The following is a 23,226-nucleotide window of genomic DNA, read 5'->3' on the forward strand; positions in this document are numbered from 1 at the left end:
GGAGGGTTCATATGCATATTGTACTGCTTAAGCATTTCGCGTTCGACGACGCTTCGGTTATACTCGCTTGGGCGGAGCAAGAAGGCTGTCAGACGACTGTGTTGTTCCCGCCTGACGGGATCGCGCTGCCCCGTATGGACGATTTTGACTGGCTCATCATTCTTGGGGGGCCGATGAGCGCCTACGACAAGGAGGACTGGCTGCAGCAAGAGAAGCGATTCATCCGTTCGGCCGTTGATCACGGTAAACACGTGTTAGGTATTTGCTTGGGAGCCCAAATGCTGGCTGAGGCGCTCGGCGGCAAGGTGTATCGGAACGAACAGAAGGAGATCGGATGGCATCCCGTGACCCGTACGCGCGCTGCACACCGTTTATTCGAAGATGTGCCTGCCTCCTTTCACTCGTTTCATTGGCATGGGGATTGCTTCGACTTACCGGAGGGCGCGCTGTCCCTCGCCTATTCGGATGCTTGCAGGCATCAAGCCTTCGCCTACGGGGAGCGGGTGCTTGGGCTGCAGTTCCATTTGGAGACAACGCCTTCCTGCCTGGCCATGATGCTCGACCGTTGGCAAGACGAGCTGAGCGATGCCCCGTTCATTCAAACGGCAGACCGCATTCGTCAAGAAGCACACCGCAGTGAGGAGTCGTTCCGCATCCTGCGGCACATTCTCGACCGTTTCGCGGCCATTCGCACGATAGCTAACCGATAGCCCCCAATGCGGATGCAAATAAAAAAAGACAGCGGACTCTCAGGCCCGCTGTCTTTCTTTTTGTTCGAATTAATCTTCAATCGTCGACAGGTCGCCTGTCGGCAAGTTCAGCTCCCATGCTTTCAACACGCGGCGCATGATTTTGCCGCTGCGGGTTTTGGGCAGTTTGTCTTTAAATTCAATCTCGCGCGGAGCGGCGTGAGCGGACAATCCTTCTTTGACGAATTTGGAGATGTCGGCTTTCAATTCGTCGGAAGGCGTATACCCTTCGCGCAGCGCGATGAACGCTTTGATAATTTCCCCGCGCATCGCATCCGGCTTCCCGATAACGCCCGCTTCGGCTACCGCCGGATGTTCCACCAGCTTGCTCTCCACCTCGAACGGACCCACGCGCTCGCCCGCCGTGTTAATGACGTCGTCGATCCGGCCTTGGAACCAGAAGTATCCGTCCGCGTCCATATAAGCGGAATCCCCGGAGATGTACCAGCCGGCAATACGGAAGTATTCTTCGAACTTCGCCGGGTTCTTCCAGATTTTGCGCATCATGGAAGGCCAAGGCGTCTTAATGGCCAAGTTGCCCATCCGGTATGGAGGCAGCTCGTTGCCCGCATCGTCGATGATCGCCGCTTCTATGCCCGGCAGCGGTTTGCCCATGGAGCCCGGGCGAATTGTCATCGCCGGATAATTGCAGATCAATTGGGCGCCGGTCTCGGTCATCCACCAAGTGTCGTGAATACGCTGACCGTATACTTTAAGCCCCCAACGGACGACCTCGGGATTCAACGGCTCGCCGACGCTCAGTACGTGACGCAGCGAGGACAAGTCGAATTGTTTCACGGCTTCGTCGCCGGCGCCCATCAGCATGCGGAACGCGGTGGGCGCGCTATACCAGACGGATACTTTATAACGTTGAATCGTATTGTACCAATCTTGCGGGCTAAAGCGTCCGCCGCGGATCACATTCGTCGCGCCGTTCAGCCACGGAGCGAAAATGCCGTACGACGTTCCCGTCACCCAGCCTGGATCGGCCGTACACCAGTACACGTCCTGTTCCTGCAAATCAAGCACGACGCGGCCCGTATAATAGTGCTGAATCATTGCGTTATGGACGTGATAGACGCCTTTGGGCTTGCCCGTGGAACCGGAGGTGTAATGAATGAGCAGCCCGTCTTCACGGTCTACCCACTCAAGCTCCAATTCTTCGGAAGCGGCAGCCATCTCTTTGTGGAAATCTACTTGCCCTTCGCCCAATTGCAAGTCTTGGCCGACCAAAATAACATGCTTCAAATTCGGAAGCTGATCCACCGGTACGCGCGAAAGCTGAGACGGAGTAGTAACGATCGCCACAGCCTCGCTATCCTCCAGACGGTCCCGGACAGCCGTTTCCATGAAAGCTTCGAACAACGGTCCGACGATCGCCCCTATTTTAATCGACCCGAGCAAAGCGAAATACAATTCCGGCGTTCTCGGCATAAAGATGAACACCCGATCGCCCTTCCCCACGCCCAGCTTGCGCAGAACGTTGCCGAAGCGGTTGGATTGGAGCTTCATGTCGTGATAGGTGTACTGCTCGTCGCGGCGATCGTCGCTGTAATACAACGCCACTTTATTTTTTCGTTCGGAGTTCGCATGGCGGTCAATGGCTTCGTGGGCCATGTTGACTTTGCCCGTTTGGGCCCAGCTAAACGTCTGTTCGATCGTTTCCCAGCTAAAACCGGCACGTTCTTCTTCGTAATTTTTCATATTCGAAGTTGTTGCTACAGGTGCAATGCTTTCTACACTTGCTTGATCCATGCCACTTACCTCCCGAAATTATCCGTATTTATTTATATAAAACGCTTTCATTAGACATCTGATATTATACCACAACATCTTTCTATTCGCCTATTTATTTGTTATGCTTAACAGAGAATGTCGGAGGGGAGAAACCGCTCACAAATGGAACACCTTAAAATCTATCACTCCTTTACTATCCCGTATCAGGACACGGAAATCGTCGTTGAAGGCCCTGTATCTCCCGAGCGTCTGCGGGGCTATTCGATGCATCCGGACCTCGATGCGTTTCGCCGTCCGAAGGAACAGTTCGTGGCCCTGGTGGAGATCGCGGAGCTTCCGGAAGGACGTATTATTCTGGCCCGCCATGCGGAGCAGATCGTCGGGTACGTCACGTTCCATTACCCGGACGAACTGGAACGATGGTCGGAAGGCGGAATGAAAGACCTGATTGAGCTGGGAGCCATTGAAGTGGCCGACGATTACCGCGGTATCGGCCTCGGCAAGAAAATGATCCAGCTCGCCTTCGAGGACGAACAATTGGAGAATGTCATTACCTTTACGACCGAGTATTATTGGCACTGGGATTTGGAGAAAAGCGGGCTTACCGTGTGGCAATATCGCGACATGATGGAGAAGTTGATGAAAAGTGTCGACATGGTCTGGTATGCAACCGACGACCCGGAAATCTGTTCTCACCCGGCTAACTGCTTGATGGTGCGTATCGGCAAAAACGTACCGCTGTCCTCCGTCGAGAAATTCGATCGGGTCCGTTTCCGGCAGCGGTTCATGTACTGATGGGGGCGCAAGAGGATGAAACCGAATGCCATATTTATTTACAATGAGCGGGAAACCGCGTACCGTTTTAATGATAGTCACCCTTTTAATCAAAAAAGACTGCATCTGACCGTCGATTTGTTGAAAAAATCGGGCACTTTGCCCGCTTCCTGTATACGCATGCCGGCTTCCGCCGATGAAGGGCTGCTGCGGCTCATCCATTCGCAAGAATATATCGACGCAGTCAAAGGTCTAAGCGCGGCTGCTCCGGCGCCGCAGTGGCTGGATAAAGCAAGCATGTACGGCCTCGATACGGAGGACACGCCGTTCTTCCCGAACATGCACGACATCACGCTCGGTGTCGTGGGCGGGTCGATTCACGCCGTCGATGCGGTCATGTCCGGGGCATCGCTGCATGCCCTGCATCTGGGCGGCGGGCTGCATCATGCGCTACCGAGCAAGGGCGCCGGATTTTGCGTCTATAACGACGCGGCCGTAGCGATCGCTCACGCTAAGGCGGCTTACGGTGCCAGGGTGTTGTACATCGACACCGACGTGCATCACGGCGACGGCGTGCAGTGGTGCTTTTATACCGATCCTGACGTATGTACGTTTTCGATTCATGAAACGGGCAAGTATTTGTTTCCGGGCACCGGAGCGGCGAACGAACGTGGAGACGGTTCCGGCTTCGGCACTTCCGTAAACGTTCCCATGGAACCGTTTACGGAAGACGAATCGTGGCTTGAATGCTTCGAAGAGGTGCTGAATCGCACGATCGCCCAGTTCAAGCCCGACCTGATCGTGTCGCAGCACGGCTGCGACGCCCATGCGTACGACCCGCTCGCCCACATTCATTGCAGCATGGAAATTTTCCGTGCGATGCCGCGAATCATCCACGGCCTGGCCCACACCTATTGCGGTGGACGCTGGGTTGCGCTTGGCGGAGGCGGTTACGATATTTGGCGGGTGGTGCCGCGCGCCTGGAGCTTGCTGTGGCTGGAGATGAGCGACCATCCACTGCGGGACCGGCTTCTAGCGGAGCCCTCCCTCACCCTGCCGAAAGCTTGGATTGACGCATGGCAGCCGCTGAGTGAAGAAGTCCTCCCACACACGTGGCTCGACCCTGTAGACACCTGGGAACCGATGCCGCGCCGTGCAGAAATCGAAGCCAAGAATCGCCAAACGGTGGAAGTGTCAACGCTTTATTTAGCTTAGCTCGAGGACGCAGCCCTAGCGAATGCACGTGAGATATCCTTTTTTCTGAACTAACTGGCCATTATGCGTAACAACTTTTTCTTAATAATAAACGTGAACAAGGTGGGGTAGTTATTGCAAAAGATCTTAGCATTACTACGATTTTTGGCTGGCATACTATGCTTAATCCTTGGCGTTTATGGTTACATGTGGTGGAATACGCTTTTGAAAGAGAGCGGAGGACCCGATCAAGGCAGTGGGATTATAATGGTCGTACCGAATTTCATTGCCATGTTTTTAGTTGTCATCGGATTAGTTTCCTTAAGTCAAGGAATGATTAGACTACTAAAAAAAGGCGTCACGTGACAGATACTTCTGCGGAAATCTAATGGAGCCTAAAAAGACTTTTATAAAGTATTTGTGGTATCTGGTACGATATTAAGGAGGATTTCGCCACCTATAGGCGTATCTCTAACAGAAATGAGGCGCTCCATATTTTTGGCACTGTACACTTGATGATAATTCAACCTGCCGAAATGGCAGGTTTTTTTTGCGTACATTTGAACTTGGAGAAAAATTCGAGTGGCTGGAGAAGCCGTATATCCGGGTAAAAAAGTAAACCACCTATTTTACGGCGGTCCGCAACATTCCAGATCGGCGCAGCGTTTATTGGTTTAGATCTGAAATATTAAGGACTCAACTACTTTTATCCAAAGGAAGAGAGCCATGATGTCAACACGATTAAAACGCAGTTTGAGCGCTCTGCTCGTCGGAATCACGGTTACATGTACGTTACCCCCTCTTGGCGCGGATGCCGCGGCCCCTGCCCTTCAGGCAACCGTCCCTTCATTTCCCGTCACCGTTAACGGCACCGTACTCGATGTCACGCACGCCGCCTACCCGCTGCTGCTATATCGGGATATCACTTATTTCCCGATGACCTGGAACAACACAACGGCGCTAGGGTTATCCGTCGCCTGGGATCCGGTTAACGGCTTGTCGCTAAGCAAGAAAGCCGGCTGTGAGCCGGTCCGTCAAGATTTGACTGCCGTGCGTAATGATAAGACGAAGCAGGAACCGGTTATGTTGGCGCCGTTTCCCGTTACCGTGAACGGTCAGAAAGTCGATAACGCGCAGGAGCCTTACCCCGTTCTGCTGTACCGAAACATGACCTATTTCCCCATGACATGGCGCTTCACCCACGACGCGTTCGGCTGGACGACGAGCTGGACGACCGGCCAAGGCTTCGGCCTTCAAGCTTGCGGCAGTGGAGCCGACGTACAAGCGAAACAAGCCGACGCGCTCAACCTTGCCAATGGCGGACAGTTAGCCGTACAGGGCGACTGGCTCTACATGAACCCCGCTCAGCAATACAGCGGACCGAATCAGCTTGTCAAAAAGCGCATGGACGGGTCCGGCGAGGTCAAGCTGGCCGATGACAACGCAAGGTACATCCAGCTTGCGGACGATTGGATCTATTACACGTCCTCAAGCCCCGACATGAAACAAATGGACGGTATTCTGAAAATTAAACCTGACGGATCTCAGCGCACCGTCATTTCTGCGGCTCCCACGAACCGGATGTGGGTAGCCGGTGAGCGGATTTACTACACCCGTCTCGCCTTCAAAGCCATGGAAGGCGTAACCGGAGGCGGTTATTATTCCGCAACCGGTATCCACAGCATGAACAAGGATGGCACGGACGATACCGAGCTCGTCGGCGGCAGCGGCGAATTTGACTTTTTCATCCACGATGACCGGATTTATTTCCTTATGCAGGAGTCGGAAACCGGACCTTCGAACTTGTATGTGATGTCGACCGACGGCACACAGCGGACAAAGCTCGCCGAAGGCGTATCCAGGCTGTCCGTTCTCGACGGATGGCTGTATTATGTCAAGAACGGCATGCAATTGAATAAGCTGAGTCTGGACGGCAAGGTCGATATTCCCCTCCTCACATCGGACCAGTTGATTTCGGGACTGCATTACCGTCAAGGCTGGCTCTATTTCATTCATGGCTCCTTTGGAATCATGGGCTCCGCTTCGATTGAAAAGATGCGGATTGATGGAACGGAGCGCAGCTCGCTCGTTCACGCAAGGGCGACCTCTCTATATTTGGTCGATGACGATACCCTCTATTTCCCGCAATCCTACATGGGCGACAACAGGCTGGAACGATTCGAGCTGACACCCTAATTGGCGATAAAGCGCCATTCTGCGCCTCCTGAAGAACGAAGATCGGCCGCTAGCTTCACGTTTCTGATCAGGTCCTTCAGGAGGCCTTTTTTGGCCTTAACCCGAGTAGACGCACAAAACCCGCAACCAAAGGCTGCGGGTTCGAAGCTGAGATGCGATTAAAATTGAATTTTCGACTCGAGGAACGCTTTCAGCTCGCTGATCGGCATCCGCGTTTGTTCCATCGTGTCGCGATCGCGAACGGTCACTTGACCGTCCGTCTCCGATTCGAAGTCATAGGTGATGCAGAACGGAGTTCCGATCTCGTCGTGGCGGCGGTACCGTTTACCGATCGAACCGGCCTCATCGTAGTCGACCAAATAATGCTTGGCAAGATCCGCGAACACTTGGTGGGCCCCATCGGACAGCTTCTTCGACAACGGGAAGATCGCCGCTTTGTAAGGCGCCAGCGCCGGATGCAAATGTAGGACTGTCCGGCTGTCGTCGCCTTCCAGCTGCTGCTCTTCATAAGCGTCGATCAAGAATGCGAGCGTCACGCGGTCCGCACCGAGCGAAGGCTCGATACAGTATGGAATGTAACGTTCATTCGTTTCTTGCTCGATATAGTTGAAATCTTCGCCGGAATGCGTCATATGCTGCTTCAGATCGTAATCGGTACGGTCAGCGATGCCCCACAACTCGCCCCAGCCGAACGGGAACTTGTATTCGATATCGGTTGTCGCGTTGCTGTAGTGCGACAGCTCGTCGTCGGAGTGATCGCGCAAGCGGATGCTGTCTTCTTTAATGCCGAGGGCTAGCAACCAGTCGCGGCAGTAGGCGCGCCAGTACTCGAACCATTGCATGTCCTCGCCCGGCTTGCAGAAAAATTCAAGCTCCATTTGCTCGAATTCGCGTGTCCGGAACGTGAAGTTGCCCGGCGTAATTTCGTTCCGGAAGCTTTTACCGATTTGGCCGATCCCGAACGGCAGTTTCTTGCGCATGGTACGTTGAACGTTCTTGAAGTTCACGAAGATGCCTTGCGCCGTTTCCGGACGCATGTACACCACGTTGGCGCTGGACTCGGTAACGCCTTGGAACGTTTTGAACATCAGGTTAAATTGGCGAATTTCCGTATAATCCAAAGCGCCGCAATCCGGGCAAACGATCTTATGCTCGGCGATCAGCTTCTCCATATCGGCGAACGACAGGCCGTCGACGATCATTTCGATGCCCTTCGCGTTGAGCGCGTTCTCGATCAATTTATCGGCGCGATGCCGCACTTTACATTGCTTGCAATCGATCATCGGGTCGTTAAAGTTACCGACGTGACCGGAAGCGACCCAAGCTTGCGGATTCATCAAAATCGCCGCATCCAAACCAACGTTATAAGGCGATTCTTGAATAAATTTTTTCCACCAGGCGCGTTTGATATTGTTTTTCAATTCCACGCCGAGCGGACCGTAGTCCCATGTATTGGCCAAGCCGCCGTAAATTTCGGAGCCCGGAAAAATAAAGCCGCGGTGTTTCGCCAAAGCGACGAGTTGATCCATTGTTACAGAAGACATAAGTTTGTTACTCTCCTTCTATGTATAATTCTCGGTCAGGCTTGCAATCGTTTCAGCATCCCGTCCACGATTTGGAACGAATGATCCGAAGCCATCAACGTGAATTCGGCAAAATTGACATGCGCCGAACCGTCCGCCTTATCGGACATCGAGCGTATCACGACGAACGGCACCCCGTTCATCGAGCACACCTGTGCAACCGCGGCGCCCTCCATCTCGACGCAAGCTCCCTGCAGCTCGCCGTACAGCCCTGCTACCGTCTCGCGGCTGGCGATGAATTGGTCGCCGGATAACACTCGCCCTTCGAGCACGCGCTCACCGAACAGCTCCCGGCTCACTTCCGCCGCAAGTTTACGCAGCGACCCGTCGGCGGCGAACAGCGAGGTCGCCTCGTACGGAATAGTGCCCCGCGGAAAGCCAAGCGCCGTCACGTCCATATCGTGCTGTAAACATTCCGAGGAAACGACGATATCCCCTACGTTCAAGGAGGGGTCCACCGCCCCCGCAACGCCGGTGAAAATAACCGCCTGCACGCCGAACGTATCGATCAAGAGCTGCGTCGTCACGGCAGCATTCACTTTGCCGACGCCGGATTTGCACAGCACGACGGGTTGCCCGTGGAAACGGCCCTCATAGAACGTGATTCCGGCTTTTACCGTTTCGCGCGTCTCGGTCAGATGTTCGTGGAATTTGTCGATTTCCTCTTTCATGGCGCCGATGACGCCAATCTTATCGTAAACCAAAATCAGTTGCCTCCTTTTACAAAAAGAAGTGGCTCATATCAACGATGAGCCACCGAATTTCTATGAATGACCTCATGCGGCAAAATCACTTGCGATAACTCCGAAGCGTCCTTCGTTTCCTTGTTCATCAGCTTCGTCAGCAATCGCATCGCCACCGCGCCGATATCGTACATCGGCTGCGCCACCGTTGTCAGCTGCGGCCGAACCATCGAAGCCATCCGGATATTGTCCACGCTGATAACCGATACATCTTCCGGTACCTTGACGCCGTTATCCTGCAGCGTGTGGATGGCGCCGATCGCCATCTCGTCCGTCGCTGCGAATATCGCCGTCGGCCGCGGATCAAGCGTTAAGAAATATTTCGTCACTTCAAGCCCGGATTCGTAACGGTAATTGCCGACTCGCACATAGTCTTCGCGAAGCGGAATACCCGCTTCCTCCAGCGCTCTCTTGTATCCTTGGTAACGCGCGAAGCCATTGGCCGGATCCTGCAAATGCCCGGAAATCATCGCAATGTCACGATGGCCTTGTCCGATTAATGTCGCCACGGCATCATACGCTGCTTTCTCGTGATCGATATCGACGGAAGGAAGCTTCCGCTGCTCGTCCGCCGTTGCGCAAAGCACGACCGGCACCGAGGACGTTTTGAACGCTTGCACGTGTTCTTCCGTCACTGCGCCGCCCATGAACAATAGCCCGTCCACCTGCTTCTCCAGAAGCGTGTTGATGACGCGGATCTCTTTCTCTTTCTTCTTGTCCGCGTTGCAAAGAATAATATTATAATGGTACATGTTGGCGATATCTTCGATCCCTCTCGCCACTTCCGAAAAGATGGAGTTGGAAATATCGGGAATGACCACGCCGACGGTCGTTGTTTTCTTGCTGGCGAGTCCACGTGCAACGGCGTTCGGACGGTATCCCAAGCGTTCGATCGCTTCAAATACTTTCTTGCGCGTTTGCGGTTTCACATTCGGATTGTTGTTGACAACCCTCGAGACGGTTGCCATGGAAACGCCTGCTTCTCTGGCTACATCATAAATTGTCACAGTCACGGCCATTCTCTCCATTGTAATTTAAAGTATAATGCGATCAGGTCATTTAGCCTTATCATACGACAAAATGCCGGGTTACGCAACGAATTTGGGCTTACGCTTGTGTTTATAGTATCAAATTTATGCCAAAAAAGCCAACTGCGAAGCAGTGGCTTTCAAAAATCTTGCACCGTTAGCGAATGCTTGGCAATCTGCGACAGGCGTTTGCGCAGATCTTCGATCCACGGCCCGTCCTGCAGCGATTGGGCGAGCAGCAGCAAATCGAGCAGTTCGTTAATCCGCTCCTCTATGATCACTTCGATCGCATCCGAGGCGCGTTTTTTCTCCGTCACTTTCATCATCAGATAAGCGATCTCGCTAATTTCGTTAAAATTCACCTGCTGCTTCTCAGGCTTGCCTCCAAGCGTTCCGATCAATCCGGTTAACTCGGGCTTCACTTCGGCAAACACTTCGCTCCGGTTACAGGAGTCGCATGAATGAATAGGCACGTTATCGATTTCAACTTTATTCTGATAGATAACCGTGCGGAGCCTGATATTCATCGATTTCCCGCATTTGCATAACTTCACCAACAATACCACTCCTTCTGGCGGCACACCCAACCTTACATGAGAACATGGCGACACAAGAAGCCTAGCCGGCTTTCCTGGTCCGATAAATAGAAATATTCTACCTTCGTTCATATTCTCCTGCCGCTCGAAGTCTAGCAATTATTAGCAGTCGTTACGCCGTTCGAAAAACCGCGCTACGCTTGGAATGGAAGCGGTCAACATGGCAAGCGCAGCCCCGATCGCATCATTGCGGAGATCCATCACATCCGGGGTGCGTCCCGGTACGAACATCTGATGGAATTCGTCCGTTACGCCGTAGCCTATGCACATCAGGACGACGAGAAGCTTCGTGCGCCAGCTTAGCCGTCTTGGTCGAAGCCCCCATAAATACGTCAGCGCCAGTCCGTAATAGGATACGAAATGGCCCCAATCGAAGCCTTCCATAAAGGGGATCCAAATGCGAATTTGGTCCAGCCAGCCGCCTAAATCGTCGCCCGTTCGGGACGAAAAATAATAAATGGCCGCCATCCCTAGGACGGAGGGCAGCCATCGAAGCCATACATTCATTTCGCTATTTCCCCTGCTCTTTTATTTCTGTGAGAAGCTCGCCAATACGTCCACGAACGCTTTCGTAAACGCCGGCAGATCGGGCGGTCTGCGACCGGATACGATGTGACGGTCAACCACGACTTCCTCGTCGACCCAAGTAGCTCCCGCGTTCTCCAGATCGTCCCTGATGCCCGGTGTCGACGTCATCGTGTATCCTTGGCAAATTTTCGCCGAAGCAAGCACCCAGCCTGCATGGCAAATGTGCGCGATCGGCTTCTGCGCCTCATGAAATTCTCGCGTCAGCCGCAGAACGGACGCATAGCGGCGCAGCTTGTCCGGCGCCCAGCCGCCAGGCACGTACAAGCCGATATAGTCTTCGGACTTCACCTCGTCAAGCGCGTACACCGTCGTTAACGGCACGCCGTATTTCCCATGATAGACCTGATTCGCCTTCGGGCCTGCCAAATGCACCTCGGCGCCGGCTTCCCGCAAGCGAAGCACGGGGTACCACATCTCCAAATCCTCAAATTCTTCGTCCACGAAGGCAAGCACTTTGTAACCTTTCAGTTCCATGGTCCGCGACTCCTTTCCTGTTCTGAGCTTGAATAATGGATGTTTCGCTTCCAATCGCCTACCCGTTCAAAAGCAGCCGCTTGCGGGCCGCGAGTTATCCGACTCTGACGGCTTCGGCCCTTTCGACGCCGCGGCAATCCCCGTCTCCCAATAACGTCCAAGCACCTGCAGCACGGCGGTGCTGCTTGGACAGGCCGCAAGCTCCTGCCAAATTGTCGAGGCTTCGCTTTGACGGCTTTGAATCAGACTGTTCTTCACATGCAGAATCGACGACACCGACATGCTCAGCTCGGTTATGCCGAGGGCAATCCAGATCGGGAGCGCGCGCACGTCGCCCGCCATCTCGCCGCAGACGCTGATGTGCGTGCCGAACCGTTTGGCGTTATCCACCGTTATTTTCAGCATCCTCAGCACAGCCGGATGAAACGGGTCGTACAAATGCGCGACCTGCTCGTTCATCCGGTCGACCGCGAGCACATATTGCACCAAATCGTTCGTACCGATGCTGAAAAAATCGACTTCCTTGGCAAGCAAGTCCGAAATCATGACCGCTGCCGGAAGCTCGATCATGATGCCGACCGGCACGTCTGCACGAAAAGCGACGTTCGCCTCCGCCAGCTCGGCTTTTACCTCGTTCAATACGTCGTTCGCCCTGCGAAGCTCGTCAAGCGAGGAGATCATCGGGTACATGATCTTGATGTTGCCGTAATGGCTGGCCCGCAAAATGGCGCGAAGCTGCGTTTTGAACAGATCGGTTCGATCCAGCATGATCCGGATCGCACGGTATCCGAGCGAAGGGTTTTCCTCCTCCGGCAGCTCCAGATAATCCAGATGCTTATCTCCGCCGATGTCAAGCGTTCGAATGACAAGCGGTTTGCCGTTCAGACGCTCCGCCACCTCGCGGTACACGACGAATTGCTCTTCCTCCTCCGGGAAGCTGGTGCGGTTCATGTACAGAAATTCGGTGCGGAACAACCCGACGCCGGAAGTGCCCTTGGCGATCGCTTGCTCCAGCTCCTTGATCGAGCTGATATTGGCGGCAAGGTTCATGGTCATGCCGTCTTCCGTTTGCGACGGAATGTCGGCTAATTGAAGCAGCAGCTCTTGCTGCGCTTTCCACGTTTCCCGCCGCTGCCGATACCGTTCGATCTCTTGCTCCGGAGGGTTGACGAATACGAGGCCCTCGTCGCCGTCGATGATTAAATAATCGCCCGTTTGGATCGGCGTGGACAGCTTCCCTTCCACGCCCAGCACATAAGGAACGCCCATTGCCCGGGCCATGATGGCCACATGCGATGTTTTGCCGCCCATCATCGTAACCAGCCCGAGCGTCTGGTTGACGTCGAGGTGCACCATTTGGGACGGAATAAGCTCCTTCGCGACGAGCACGTAAGGTTCGTCCTTCGGCGGCAACGTTTCTTCCAGCGCGCCGAGCAGGTGCTTGAGGAGACGGTTGCCGACATCCTTGATGTCAAGCGCCCGTTCCTTCATGTACCCGTCGTCCAGCAGATCGAACATATTGACGAATTTTTCGATCGTTTCCTTCACGGCCACTTCCGCCGCTTTATATTGACGCTGCATAATACCCTGGACCTCGTTCATGAATACCGGATCTTCCAGGATGGCCAAATGCGCGTCGAAAATTTGTGTCTGCTCTTCACCCAGCACGCTGACGAATTCTTGCTTGATTTGCTCGATCTCATCCTTGGAGTGCCGGATGCCGTCATACAATCGTTCGAATTCGTACGCCAGGTCGGCGACATCAATCAACTTGTCGGGAAAGTCCCATTCCCAGGTCGGAATGACGAAAGCCCTGCCCATCGCAATGCCGGATGAAGCTCCGATCCCCCTAACCAAAAACGTTCCCTCCCCTTACGACTGTTGTGGCGGTATCTTTAAGAACGACCGACATGACCGAAGCCTGGCCTTTCTTTACCGCTTTATATGGTGCAAAGCTCCATGATTTGACCGCATCCGTATTCGTGATCAGCATCGGCGTAGCCAGCGATTTGCTGCCCTTCTTCACCTTCTGCAGATTGAACCGGACAAGCAGTTGTCCCGTTTCCACCTGATCGCCTTCTTTCACATAGCAAGTGAAATACTTGCCCTGCAGCTGCGCCGTATCGATCCCGATATGCAGCAGCACCTGCAGTCCTTGCTCCGTCTCGATGCCCAGCGCATGAAGCGTCGGATACACGTGAATGATGCGCCCGGCGATTGGGGCAACGAGCTCGCCCTTATCCGGGATGAACGCGACGCCGTTACCGACGATTTTGCCGGCGAAAATTTTATCAGGAACGTCTTCGAGCGCGATCATGCGTCCTTGCATCGGCGAGCTGAACAGCACCTGACGAATATCCTTGCGCAGCACCTTGTTGATTTCTTCGCGAATAAGCTCGGAGTACGTGCCGAACACGACCTGCACATTGCCGCCGCCAAGACGGATGACGCCCGCCGCACCGAGGTGCCGCAGCGCGGACGTATCCATCAGCTTATCGTTCTCGAGCGTTATGCGCAACCGGGTGATGCACGCTTCCAGATTTTTAATGTTGTTCTTCCCGCCGAGCGCCTCCAATATGAGCGGCGAACGGTAAGGGATGTCGCCGGCCCATTCTTCCAGCTGCGAACCTTCCTCGCGACCGGGCGTCGGGATGCGGAATCGGCGAATCGCCCAACGGAAAAGCACATAATACACGACGCCGTAAGCAAGCCCGACCGGAATGAGCAGGAGCCCGTTCGTGGACAGGTGCAGATTGATCAGAAAATCGATCGCGCCGGCCGAGTAAGAGAAGCCGTGATGAATGCCAAGCGAATAGGCGATCCACATGGACAAACCGGACAATAAGGCATGAATGAAGAACAAGTAGGGCGCTACGAATAAAAACGCAAATTCAATCGGTTCCGTCACACCCGTTAAGAAGCAAGCGAACGCGGCGGTCAAAAACGTCGCCCGAATTTTCGGCTTCAAATCTTCGCGCGCTTCTTGAATGATGGCTAGGGCGATGGCCGGAAGCGCAAACATCATAATCGGGTACAATCCTGCCATGTAAATGCCTGCCGTCGGATCGCCCGCGAAAAACCTCGGCAAATCGCCGAATACCGGCTGTCCGTTGTTCCCGTAAGCGCCCAATTGAAACCAGAAAAAATTGTTGAACACGTGGTGCAGACCGGAAGGTACTAATAAACGATGGATGATTCCGTACAAAAAGGTGCCGAACCCGCCCCAACTGAGCAGCATATCGGTCAGCTTCTGCATCCCCAGATTCATGAGCGGCCCGATTTGAATCATAAGCAGGACGAGCACGAAGACGGCCGGTCCCATAAATAGCGGAACCAAACGAGGTCCACCGAAAAATTGTATGGCCTCAGGCAGCTGAATATGTTTGACGCGGTGATAAATCACGGCTGCAATCAGTCCGATCAATATCCCCCCGGGGACGCCCAGTTGAAACGTCTCACCCAGATAACGCTGCAGCGTCTCCGCGAACATATAATGTCCGATCAGAGCGGTCATCCCGGCGATGCCTGCGCTTTCGGTCAACCCGAGCGCCACCCCGACGGCAAATATCATAGGGAGATATGTAAATATGATCGTGCCGAATGCAGTGAAGATTTCACCGATCCGGGGCATATACATCTGATCCCAAGGCAGCGATCCGAGACGCAGCATAATGGCCGCAACGGGCAATGTGATGGTCGGCAGCATCAACGATCGTCCGAGCTGCTGCAAATTTCCCATCCAGTTCAAAACGTGTCGCTCCCCCTTCCAATTTACCGTAACTTGACTCGCACTATTTGATGGTAAGCGCTAACCCGGTATTTGTCAAACAACCATTTGCCTTGAAAAAGCGCATAAAGGCGAGCCTTTCGGCCCGCCCGTTCGCTTACGAGAACAGTTCAATTTAGAACTGGTATCTGTTCATGCCGCTTGCGCCCATACCGTATTGGCTTTGCGCGGGTTGCGTAGAATCGGAACGCAGATAAGCGTCATGACCTTGTTGGTTGCCGCGGTAGCTTGCCGTATGGTAAGACTGCGGGCTTTGGTTTTGGAATTGCGAATAAGAAGCGCCCGTACCCATTTGCTGCTGGTTGCTGTTTATGCCTGTGGAAAACGAAGACGTATAGGGGCTGTTCGCGTAGGAGCTTGCGCCGATACCGTACTGGCTTTGAGCCGTTTGGGTAGAATCGGAACGCAGGTACGCGTCGTGACCCGGCTGATCGCCGCGGTAGCCCGCCGTGTGGAACGATTGAGCGCTTTGATACTGGTTGTTCGGTTGGTTGGCTTGGAAGGCGTTCGAGCCAAACGATGTCGATGTGTACGCGCTGTTGTTGATGCCGCTCGCAGCGCCTATTCCATATTGGCTTTGTGCGGGCTGCGTGGAGTCGGAACGCAGGTAGGCGTCATGACCTTGTTGGTTGCCGCGGTAGCTTGCCGTATGGTAAGCTTGCGGGCTTTGCTGTTGCGAGTAAGAAGATGCGAATTGCTGCTGATTGTTCACGAATTGCTGCTGATTGTTCATGTTGTTCATACCTGCGTTGAACTGGTTATTCGCGCCCTGATTAATTGACGAGTTGTATTGGGATTGAACGAATCCGACCGGTTGATACTTTGTTTCGTAGCCGCGGTACTGGGAATTCACAATTCCGGAAGCACCTGCTTGATTTTGAAAATTGTTTTGAAATTGGCTGTACATGCGAAATCCTCCTTGGACGGTTTAGGAAGTCTTCCAGAGATAGGCGCTTCGCCGTTCTCATCCGAAAGCCTTTCTTATTGTCTTCAAGGAGGATTTATTTTATTACTCGGATTTATCGTTTTTTCTCTTTCCCCCGCGAGCGTTGCGTGCGGCATCGACGTTTCTCCGCAACTCGCGGGCCGCATTCTGCGGATCGCTTTGTTTCGTTATCGCGGACACGACAGCCACCCCGTCCGCGCCTGCGCTTACGACGGCCGAAGCATTGCCGCTCTGGATGCCGCCGATGCCGACAAGCGGCAGCTGCGGCCAACGCGCCCGGATCTGCGAGATCAGCGACGTGCCGATCGGTTCGCCGGCATCGCCTTTGGTCATCGTAGCGTATACCGGACCTACGCCTAAATAGTCGGCGCCCTGCGCAACGGCCCACTCTGCCTCTTCCATCGTGCCTGCCGACACGCCGACGATGGCGGCTGGACCGAGCAGTTCGCGCGCGGCGAGGCCGGGCAGGTCGTCCTGGCCGACGTGCACCCCGTCGGCCTCAAGCAGAAGCGCAAGGTCTGCGCGGTCGTTGACAAGGAAAGGGACGCCGTACTCCCGGCACAAAGCCCGGAGCGCGCGTCCCTCTTCCAACGTTTGACGCAGCTGCGCGTTCTTCTCGCGCAGCTGAACGATCGTCACGCCGCCGTCCAACGCGGCTCGTACGGTGGCGAGCGCACTGCCTGCCCCGGCCGGTGACAAATCCGTCACCAGATAAAGCGACAGCAACTCGGATAAGGACTTGGATCTGGTCTGCACTTTATTTTCCTCCGGGCAGCAGGATCGAATCTTCCACTTTGATGCAGCGGTCCATGATGACTTCCAAACCGCCAGCTTTCGCTATTTCCGCCGCTTCCTCATTGTAAACGCCAAGCTGCAGCCACAATACCCGCGATCCGATGCTTACAGCCTCTTCCGCCACCGGGACGACTTGGTCGCTGCGCCGGAACACGTTAACGATGTCCACCTTATCGGGAATGTCCGACAGCGTTGCATAGCACGTTTCCCCGAGAATGGTGCCGTTCACCATCGGGTTGACCGGAATGATCCGATACCCTTTCTTCTGCATCGCCTCCGACACCGTGTAGGAAACCCGATCCGGCTTGTCGGACAGTCCGACGACGGCAATATTTTGCGCCTCGCTCAGCAGTTCTTTAATACGTTCACGCGAAGGATTTTCAAATGCCATGGTTTTCATCCGCTCCTTATACTAAGCTTGATCAAAGCGATAGCTACTTGCTATTGTGATCCCGGGGACGCTCAGCCATTCGTATAGCTGATCGCTTGGCGCCCCATCGCTTCCCAAACGGCAATAAATTGCGCTTTCTCGATAGGCTGCTTGCTGCGGCCCGAAAGCGGATCGTTCACATACACATACGTCTCGTCATAACCGACCAAGAGTACAGCGTGCTCCATAAACGTCGTTTGGATCGGACCGATCGGCGTATCCCAAACGACCCATTTCTCAGGCACCTGATAATCGATCGTCGTCCAAACCACGGAAGGTATTCCCAGCTGTAACTGCTCTTCCAACTTGGCAAAAGTCTGACGGGTCAAATCGATTGCGCTAGGCACATGAGCCTTCAACTGCGCGAATAAAGCGGTATGGTAAATGCCGAAACCTTTGGCTGCGCCCGTCGGCTCGCCGACAAACCCCGTATTCGGGTTGCCCCAGTAGGCGATCGTGCCGTCCTTGTTATAACGAATCGGCGTTGTGTCGCGCGGCATCTCCGCGGCCAGCTCCAGCTTCGACTTCTCGAGGCCGCGGAATTTCAACAGCATCGTCAAGCTGGTCACCTCGCAGCCTGAAGGCAGCTCCGGCAGCTGGCGAACCATCGGAGCGTCGAGCATTGCGCTTGCCGGCTTGACCGGCTGCGGCGGCACTGCAGCAGCCGGCTCCGGCTGCGCTGCCGCACTGTCCGCGGCGGTTCCGGCTGCGGCGGCTTCCAGACCTGGAGCCGCCGCAAGCGCCCGGAGACCCGGAGTGATCCACGCGTCATGCCCTGTCGCTTTCGCATATAACAAGACGGCGAACACGCCGCTGGCAAACAACAAACCGGCAATCAAAAAGAATGCAAACGTGACTTGAATGCCTTTCCATAATACGGCCATGATGCTCACCGCCTTTGTCGCATACTGATTGGAGCGTCTAGCTGTCTGGGGAAGCTTTCCGTTTTCCTAAACGGATGCGATACGATAGACTACGATTACGCCTGGACCAATTCGATCTGCGCGCCAAGCGACAGCAGATGTTCGAAATACTGCGGATACGATTTAGCCACATGATGAGCGTCATTAATAACGAGTCCTTGCTCTGAACGCAAGCCGACAACCGTCAACGCCATAATGACGCGGTGGTCGTAGTGCGCATTGATTTCCACCCCGCCAGCGACGCCCTGTGGACGTCCATGGACGATGATTTCGCTCTGCCGCTCTTCCACATCTGCACCCGCTTTGCGCAGCTCGTTCACGAAATCGGTAATGCGGTCGCACTCTTTGTAACGCAGGTTCTCGACATTATAAAACCGGGACGTCCCGTCGGCAAATACGGCAGCCGCAACCATCGCCAGCACCGCATCGGTAAAATGGTCGCCGTCGAACTCGCCTGCCTTAAGCGTCTGATTGCCGCGCACATGCACCGTATCGTTCTCGTGCGTCAAATCGACGCCCATCGCGCGAAGCACGTCGATGACGGCGCGTTCGCCCTGCTTGCTCTGTTCGGCGAGTCGCAGCACCGTTACGTCAGAGTGCGTAACCGCCGCGGCCGCCAAGATCGCCGCCGAACCCGGATAATCGCCTTGGACCACATAATTTTGCGGCTTGTATTGCTGCTTGCCCGGAATTTTATAATGCATCAGATCTTCGGAGGCTTCGATCCGAATACCCGCCTGCTCAATAACCTCGAGGGTTTGCCCGACGATGATTTTGGATTTCAAATCATGCAGCACCGTAATTTCCGTGTCTTCCTCGAGCAGCGGCGTTACGAACAGCAGCGAGCTGAGAAATTGCGAGCTGATGTTGCCCGAAACAGTGATTTGTCCGCCGCGCGGCTTGCCGCCGCGAATGGTAATCGGCAGCTTGCCCTCGCGATGCTCGACCTCGACGCCCATCTGCTGCAGCGAATCGATCAGATCGTCGTGCGGCCGCTTGCCCAGGGAATCCGGATATGCGTTCACGAACGTCACTTCCGGCAGGAAAGCGGCGACCGACATGAGAAACCGGAGCACGGCGCCCGCATTGCCGACGTTCAGCTCGCTGACAGGCTTGGGCGATTTGCCGAAACCGCGGATGACCATCTTCTCTTCGTCTTCTTCGATTACGGCTCCCAAATCGCGGATGCAGCGGCGCATCGCGTCGCTGTCTTCGCTGTGCGCCGGGTAATGCACCGTGCTGGTGCCGTCCGCAAGCGCACCGATCAGCAAATAACGCGTCGTGTAATTTTTCGAAGATAGTGCGTTAATCGTGCCTTCCAATCGAGGCGTCGGTTTGACGATGGCTTTCATTGTGTATGTATCTCTCCTTGATTATTCAAATCGCTTATTCAAATCGCATATCCTGCAGCGGCGAGCAATATGCCAAGCGTGTAGGATACGCCCAAATAAGTCCAGGCATTGTTCCGCCGCCCGTCGCTAAAGAACGCTTCGGCCTCAAGCTTGAACGTCGAGAACGTCGTGAACGCACCCATGAAGCCCGTCCCAAGCAGCAGCATCGTCGTCTCGGAGGCTCCGTGTCCCCATAGAAAGCCAAGCAAAAAACTGCCGATCGCGTTGACCGTCAATGTGCCGTAGGGCAAATATCTGCGGGGAAAACGCTTGGCAATTCCACCGCTCAGCCCGTATCGGGCTATGGCCCCCGCGAACCCGCCTACGCTCACCCACAACAGGTTCCACAGCATATTATTATTCGACATCATTCTGCAGATCCCCTCTTTGCCCGCCCAAATTCCAGGTTTCTTCCAAGACGAACCAACCACAAGCCGCCCCACAAGCTCGCCAGCGCATAAAGGATGGCCGCCGCCCACAGCCCGTCGCGGAGCAGCGCAAAAAGCTCCCAGCTGAGCGTGGAGAACGTCGTGAACGCGCCGATCATGCCCGTTGTGATAGCCGTCCGCAATCTCGGCCGCCGCGAAAGACGGCTGGAGTACGCCAGGCCGCCCAGCAGGAAACATCCCACCCAGTTACACAAAAGCGTTCCCCATGGCAGAAAATGGACGGGAAACTTGATGAAAGCCGCGGACATGCCGAAGCGCGCCAGCGATCCGAGGACGCCTGCCAGTCCGACGTAAAGCCAGGTCAAAGCGGCCAAACCTCCTTTGATTGACACGATTTCCCGTTCCTAGGTATGATGAGGACAGTCGGCTGCCTGCAGCCAGATCAGAAGGAGGCGTTACCTCGTGCAAACGATTACCCCGGCCGAAGTGAAAGAACGGCTCAAGAATGGAGAAAAGCTGGTCATCATCGATGTCCGCGAAGCGGAGGAAGTGGCCCTCGGGATGATTCCCGGCGCTAAGCACATTCCTTTAATGCAAATTCCCGAGCGCCTGTCCGACATTCCGCAGAACGGCGAGACGATTCTCGTATGCCGCAGCGGCAACCGCAGCGGAAAAGCCCTTGAATATTTACAGGCGCAAGGCTTCTCCAACCTGAAAAACATGACAGGCGGCATGCTTGAATGGGACCCCTCCTAGTGCAAGCCAGTTCTTCAAAGCAAACCAGCCGCCGCTAACGACGAGACTCACGATTTCCTCGACGGTATGTCCGTCCGTTTCGATCTTAAATCGGCCAAATCATACGCGTGCCCAGCGGTTTCCTTAATCGTGCGCACGCGTTCCTCCATATCTCCCTGCAGCAAAGACCAGTCCAAGTTTAAACTGATCCTATCATATCACAGCTTAAGTAACGTGAATAGAAAGGTTGTCAAAAACATAAGATGATTGTGAATAATTACCAGATAAAACAATCAAACTGAATAATACCAATTTTTAGAAAGGAGAATGCTGCAATGACGCCTAGCGCCTTGTTCAGGAACCAAACGGCTGGCACCGATCCGACCGAGATGAAGCTGGAGCAGATCATGGACCCTGCGCGCCCTCTTTGCAAAGAAGAAATCATCTGGATGCTGGAATACATTAAAAAAAAGGTGGCCGAGGAAGATCCAAACCTGATGGATCTTTCCCAGCCACGACTGCTTCAAAACTTCCGTTATTTCGCCGAGATCGCACTTATGCTCATTCAGCGCCGCAACGGCTTCGACCAGGAGGCCGACCGGCTGAAGCGCTGGGTGCAGGAAGCTTCGCACGGACTATATTCGCCACGCTCGAACCGGAAGTCCTAACGTAACGGACTGCCGCTTAATTTTCGATCCATTGATAATGGAACGTGCCTTCTTTGTCCAGCCGCTTGAACGTATGCGCGCCAAAATAATCGCGCTGCGCTTGCAGCAGGTTCGCCGGCAAACGCTCCGTCCGGTAGCTGTCGTAGTAGGCGAGCGCCGAAGCAAACGCCGGAGCCGGAATGCCGCGCGATACCGCTGTACCTACCACGGATCTCCAAGCTTCTTGATAATTTTCGACGATGCCTTTGAAATACTCGTCCAGCAGCAAGTTTTTCAATTCCGGATTACGGTCGTATGCGTCTTTAATGTTCTGCAGGAAACGGGCGCGGATGATGCAGCCGCCGCGGAAGATCATCGCGATACTGCCGTAATCCAATCCCCAGTTGTACTCCTCGCTGGCTGCTCTCATCTGAGCGAAGCCTTGCGCGTACGAGCAAATTTTGCTGGCGTACAACGCCTTGCGAACTGCCTCGATGAATGCCGCACGATCGCCGTCGAACGGCTTCGTTGCCGGTCCGGCCAGCACTTTGCTTGCCGCCACGCGCTCTTCCTTCATCGCCGAGAGGAAACGGGAGAAGACGGATTCCGTAATGATCGACAGCGGTACTCCGAGGTCGAGCGAGCTTTGGCTCGTCCATTTCCCTGTGCCCTTCTGTCCGGCGGAATCCAAAATAACGTCGACCATCGGCTTGCCGGTTTCTTCGTCGTATTTCGTGAAAATGTCGGTCGTGATTTCGATCAGGTAGCTGTCCAATTCGCCGCGGTTCCAATCCGCGAATATTTCGTGCAGCTCTTCCGTGCTGACGCCGAGCACATCTTTCAAGAGCTGGTACGCTTCGCAGATGAGCTGCATGTCGCCATACTCTATGCCGTTATGCACCATTTTGACGTAGTGGCCCGCGCCGTCCGGTCCGATGTAGGTGCAGCAAGGATCGCCGCCTACTTTCGCGGAAATGGACGTCAGGATCGGAGCCACCAGCTCATAAGCGTCCTTCTGTCCGCCAGGCATGATCGCAGGTCCTTTCAACGCGCCCTCTTCGCCGCCGGACACGCCGGTACCGATGAAGCGGATGCCGTGCGCTTCAAGCTCTTGGTTGCGGCGCTGCGTATCCGGGAAGTATGCGTTGCCGCCGTCGATAATAATATCGCCCTTATCGAGGTGCGGAATCAGTTGGTTGATCGTATCATCCGTTGCGGAGCCCGCTTGGACCATGATGAGAATTTTGCGCGGCGACTCGAGGGAAGCCACGAATTCTTCGATTGTGTATGTACCCGTAAGCCGTTTGCCTTGCGCTTCCGCAAGCAATGCATCCGTCTTCTCCCGGGAGCGGTTGTACACGGACACGGTAAACCCGCGGCTCTCGATGTTGAGCGCCAGGTTTTTCCCCATGACCGCAAGTCCGATCACGCCGATTTGCTGTTTGGACATGTTTGGTTCTCTTCCTTCCCTAATCCCAATTTATATACTGTGAAATTAAATCTCAATTAAAAATAGCATTG

At 54.5% G+C, this 23,226-nt stretch carries 23 protein-coding genes; 6 read left to right on the forward strand and 17 right to left on the reverse strand.

Translation table 11 applies throughout. The annotated features are described in order from the left end of the window. Positions 1–11: 11 nt before the first annotated feature. Positions 12–710, forward strand: a complete 699-nt coding sequence (locus FKP33_RS00375; protein WP_127610500.1) for a type 1 glutamine amidotransferase — start codon at positions 12–14, stop codon at positions 708–710. Between the two features lie 69 nt (positions 711–779). Here the strand turns inward: FKP33_RS00375 and acsA are convergent, their stop codons facing one another. Next, a complete protein-coding gene (gene acsA, locus FKP33_RS00380) occupies positions 780–2,504 on the reverse strand; it encodes an acetate--CoA ligase (protein ID WP_127610498.1) in 1,725 nt (574 codons plus the stop codon). Positions 2,505–2,648: 144 nt separating this feature from the next. On the opposite strand from acsA, the gene FKP33_RS00385 reads away from it, so the two are divergent. The 3 genes from FKP33_RS00385 to FKP33_RS00395 all read left to right on the forward strand — a co-directional run bounded on the left by FKP33_RS00385 (position 2,649) and on the right by FKP33_RS00395 (position 6,650). After that, complete coding sequence (locus FKP33_RS00385; RefSeq protein ID WP_127610496.1) at positions 2,649–3,281, forward strand: GNAT family N-acetyltransferase; 633 nt, start codon at positions 2,649–2,651, stop codon at positions 3,279–3,281. 15 nt (positions 3,282–3,296) lie between these two features. Beyond that, complete coding sequence (locus tag FKP33_RS00390) at positions 3,297–4,475, forward strand: acetoin utilization protein AcuC (RefSeq protein ID WP_127610494.1); 1,179 nt, start codon at positions 3,297–3,299, stop codon at positions 4,473–4,475. A 705-nt stretch (positions 4,476–5,180) separates the two neighbouring features. Beyond that, positions 5,181–6,650 (forward strand): DUF5050 domain-containing protein, encoded by a 1,470-nt coding sequence (locus tag FKP33_RS00395; RefSeq protein ID WP_127607407.1) that lies wholly within the window; start codon positions 5,181–5,183, stop codon positions 6,648–6,650. 158 nt (positions 6,651–6,808) lie between these two features. Here the strand turns inward: FKP33_RS00395 and FKP33_RS00400 are convergent, their stop codons facing one another. The 15 genes from FKP33_RS00400 to crcB all read right to left on the reverse strand — a co-directional run bounded on the left by FKP33_RS00400 (position 6,809) and on the right by crcB (position 20,715). Then, complete coding sequence (locus FKP33_RS00400) at positions 6,809–8,194, reverse strand: glycine--tRNA ligase (protein WP_127607405.1); 1,386 nt, start codon at positions 8,192–8,194, stop codon at positions 6,809–6,811. Between the two features lie 35 nt (positions 8,195–8,229). Beyond that, the gene (locus tag FKP33_RS00405; protein WP_127607403.1) at positions 8,230–8,937 is read right to left on the reverse strand and encodes a 5'-methylthioadenosine/adenosylhomocysteine nucleosidase; all 708 of its coding nucleotides are present in this window, start codon (positions 8,935–8,937) and stop codon (positions 8,230–8,232) included. A gap of 38 nt (positions 8,938–8,975) precedes the next feature. Next, positions 8,976–10,004, reverse strand: coding sequence for a catabolite control protein A (ccpA, locus tag FKP33_RS00410; protein ID WP_127607401.1), 1,029 nt, complete (start codon positions 10,002–10,004; stop codon positions 8,976–8,978). Positions 10,005–10,144: 140 nt separating this feature from the next. Next, complete coding sequence (locus tag FKP33_RS00415; protein WP_127607399.1) at positions 10,145–10,561, reverse strand: hypothetical protein; 417 nt, start codon at positions 10,559–10,561, stop codon at positions 10,145–10,147. Positions 10,562–10,702: 141 nt separating this feature from the next. Next, the gene (locus FKP33_RS00420) at positions 10,703–11,107 is read right to left on the reverse strand and encodes a VanZ family protein (protein WP_141333722.1); all 405 of its coding nucleotides are present in this window, start codon (positions 11,105–11,107) and stop codon (positions 10,703–10,705) included. Between the two features lie 21 nt (positions 11,108–11,128). After that, positions 11,129–11,662 (reverse strand): type 1 glutamine amidotransferase domain-containing protein, encoded by a 534-nt coding sequence (locus FKP33_RS00425; protein ID WP_127607395.1) that lies wholly within the window; start codon positions 11,660–11,662, stop codon positions 11,129–11,131. Between the two features lie 66 nt (positions 11,663–11,728). Then, the gene (gene ptsP, locus FKP33_RS00430) at positions 11,729–13,519 is read right to left on the reverse strand and encodes a phosphoenolpyruvate--protein phosphotransferase (protein ID WP_141333723.1); all 1,791 of its coding nucleotides are present in this window, start codon (positions 13,517–13,519) and stop codon (positions 11,729–11,731) included. Then, the gene (locus FKP33_RS00435) at positions 13,512–15,410 is read right to left on the reverse strand and encodes a glucose PTS transporter subunit IIA (RefSeq protein ID WP_127607391.1); all 1,899 of its coding nucleotides are present in this window, start codon (positions 15,408–15,410) and stop codon (positions 13,512–13,514) included. The genes ptsP and FKP33_RS00435 overlap by 8 nt, the downstream gene beginning before the upstream one ends. A gap of 154 nt (positions 15,411–15,564) precedes the next feature. Further along, positions 15,565–16,356 (reverse strand): hypothetical protein, encoded by a 792-nt coding sequence (locus FKP33_RS00440; RefSeq protein ID WP_054797015.1) that lies wholly within the window; start codon positions 16,354–16,356, stop codon positions 15,565–15,567. A 102-nt stretch (positions 16,357–16,458) separates the two neighbouring features. Continuing rightward, positions 16,459–17,151 carry a thiamine phosphate synthase gene (gene thiE / locus FKP33_RS00445; RefSeq protein WP_141333724.1) on the reverse strand — a complete coding sequence of 231 codons (693 nt, stop codon included), beginning with the start codon at positions 17,149–17,151 and terminating at the stop codon, positions 16,459–16,461. 1 nt (position 17,152) lies between these two features. Next, a complete protein-coding gene (locus tag FKP33_RS00450; RefSeq protein WP_054797013.1) occupies positions 17,153–17,581 on the reverse strand; it encodes a CoA-binding protein in 429 nt (142 codons plus the stop codon). A gap of 71 nt (positions 17,582–17,652) precedes the next feature. Beyond that, positions 17,653–18,504: a C39 family peptidase gene (locus FKP33_RS00455; RefSeq protein WP_141333725.1), complete on the reverse strand. Its 852-nt coding sequence runs from the start codon at positions 18,502–18,504 to the stop codon at positions 17,653–17,655. 95 nt (positions 18,505–18,599) lie between these two features. Further along, positions 18,600–19,895, reverse strand: coding sequence for a 3-phosphoshikimate 1-carboxyvinyltransferase (gene aroA, locus FKP33_RS00460; RefSeq protein WP_127607385.1), 1,296 nt, complete (start codon positions 19,893–19,895; stop codon positions 18,600–18,602). Between the two features lie 38 nt (positions 19,896–19,933). Then, complete coding sequence (locus tag FKP33_RS00465; protein WP_141333726.1) at positions 19,934–20,305, reverse strand: fluoride efflux transporter FluC; 372 nt, start codon at positions 20,303–20,305, stop codon at positions 19,934–19,936. Beyond that, the gene (gene crcB / locus FKP33_RS00470; protein WP_258313347.1) at positions 20,302–20,715 is read right to left on the reverse strand and encodes a fluoride efflux transporter CrcB; all 414 of its coding nucleotides are present in this window, start codon (positions 20,713–20,715) and stop codon (positions 20,302–20,304) included. Before crcB ends, FKP33_RS00465 begins: the two co-directional genes overlap by 4 nt. Before the next feature lie 70 nt (positions 20,716–20,785). Here crcB and FKP33_RS00475 point away from each other — a divergent pair, with 70 nt between their 5' ends. Further along, the gene (locus tag FKP33_RS00475; protein WP_141333727.1) at positions 20,786–21,079 is read left to right on the forward strand and encodes a rhodanese-like domain-containing protein; all 294 of its coding nucleotides are present in this window, start codon (positions 20,786–20,788) and stop codon (positions 21,077–21,079) included. Between the two features lie 314 nt (positions 21,080–21,393). Beyond that, positions 21,394–21,726 (forward strand): hypothetical protein, encoded by a 333-nt coding sequence (locus FKP33_RS00480; RefSeq protein WP_141333728.1) that lies wholly within the window; start codon positions 21,394–21,396, stop codon positions 21,724–21,726. Positions 21,727–21,742: 16 nt separating this feature from the next. On the opposite strand, the gene gndA is transcribed toward FKP33_RS00480, so the two are convergent. Beyond that, complete coding sequence (gene gndA / locus FKP33_RS00485) at positions 21,743–23,155, reverse strand: NADP-dependent phosphogluconate dehydrogenase (protein ID WP_054795601.1); 1,413 nt, start codon at positions 23,153–23,155, stop codon at positions 21,743–21,745. Between the last annotated feature and the right edge of the window lie 71 nt (positions 23,156–23,226).

The organism is Paenibacillus sp. tmac-D7, assembly GCF_006519665.1.
Taxonomy (GTDB): domain Bacteria; phylum Bacillota; class Bacilli; order Paenibacillales; family NBRC-103111; genus Paenibacillus_G; species Paenibacillus_G validus.

Bases quoted from the DNA above. Each gene is read 5' to 3' on its own strand.
- FKP33_RS00480 (WP_141333728.1), top strand. From the start codon at position 21,394: ATGACGCCTAGCGCCTTGTTCAGGAACCAAACGGCTGGCACCGATCCG.
- FKP33_RS00420 (WP_141333722.1), bottom strand. From the start codon at position 11,107: ATGAATGTATGGCTTCGATGGCTGCCCTCCGTCCTAGGGATGGCGGCC.
- FKP33_RS00390 (WP_127610494.1), top strand. From the start codon at position 3,297: ATGAAACCGAATGCCATATTTATTTACAATGAGCGGGAAACCGCGTAC.
- ccpA (WP_127607401.1), bottom strand. From the start codon at position 10,004: ATGGAGAGAATGGCCGTGACTGTGACAATTTATGATGTAGCCAGAGAA.
- FKP33_RS00395 (WP_127607407.1), top strand. From the start codon at position 5,181: ATGATGTCAACACGATTAAAACGCAGTTTGAGCGCTCTGCTCGTCGGA.
- FKP33_RS00450 (WP_054797013.1), bottom strand. From the start codon at position 17,581: ATGGCATTTGAAAATCCTTCGCGTGAACGTATTAAAGAACTGCTGAGC.
- FKP33_RS00455 (WP_141333725.1), bottom strand. From the start codon at position 18,504: ATGGCCGTATTATGGAAAGGCATTCAAGTCACGTTTGCATTCTTTTTG.
- FKP33_RS00425 (WP_127607395.1), bottom strand. From the start codon at position 11,662: ATGGAACTGAAAGGTTACAAAGTGCTTGCCTTCGTGGACGAAGAATTT.
- acsA (WP_127610498.1), bottom strand. From the start codon at position 2,504: ATGGATCAAGCAAGTGTAGAAAGCATTGCACCTGTAGCAACAACTTCG.
- FKP33_RS00440 (WP_054797015.1), bottom strand. From the start codon at position 16,356: ATGTACAGCCAATTTCAAAACAATTTTCAAAATCAAGCAGGTGCTTCC.
- FKP33_RS00385 (WP_127610496.1), top strand. From the start codon at position 2,649: ATGGAACACCTTAAAATCTATCACTCCTTTACTATCCCGTATCAGGAC.
- FKP33_RS00375 (WP_127610500.1), top strand. From the start codon at position 12: ATGCATATTGTACTGCTTAAGCATTTCGCGTTCGACGACGCTTCGGTT.
- FKP33_RS00465 (WP_141333726.1), bottom strand. From the start codon at position 20,305: ATGATGTCGAATAATAATATGCTGTGGAACCTGTTGTGGGTGAGCGTA.
- aroA (WP_127607385.1), bottom strand. From the start codon at position 19,895: ATGAAAGCCATCGTCAAACCGACGCCTCGATTGGAAGGCACGATTAAC.
- gndA (WP_054795601.1), bottom strand. From the start codon at position 23,155: ATGTCCAAACAGCAAATCGGCGTGATCGGACTTGCGGTCATGGGGAAA.
- FKP33_RS00400 (WP_127607405.1), bottom strand. From the start codon at position 8,194: ATGTCTTCTGTAACAATGGATCAACTCGTCGCTTTGGCGAAACACCGC.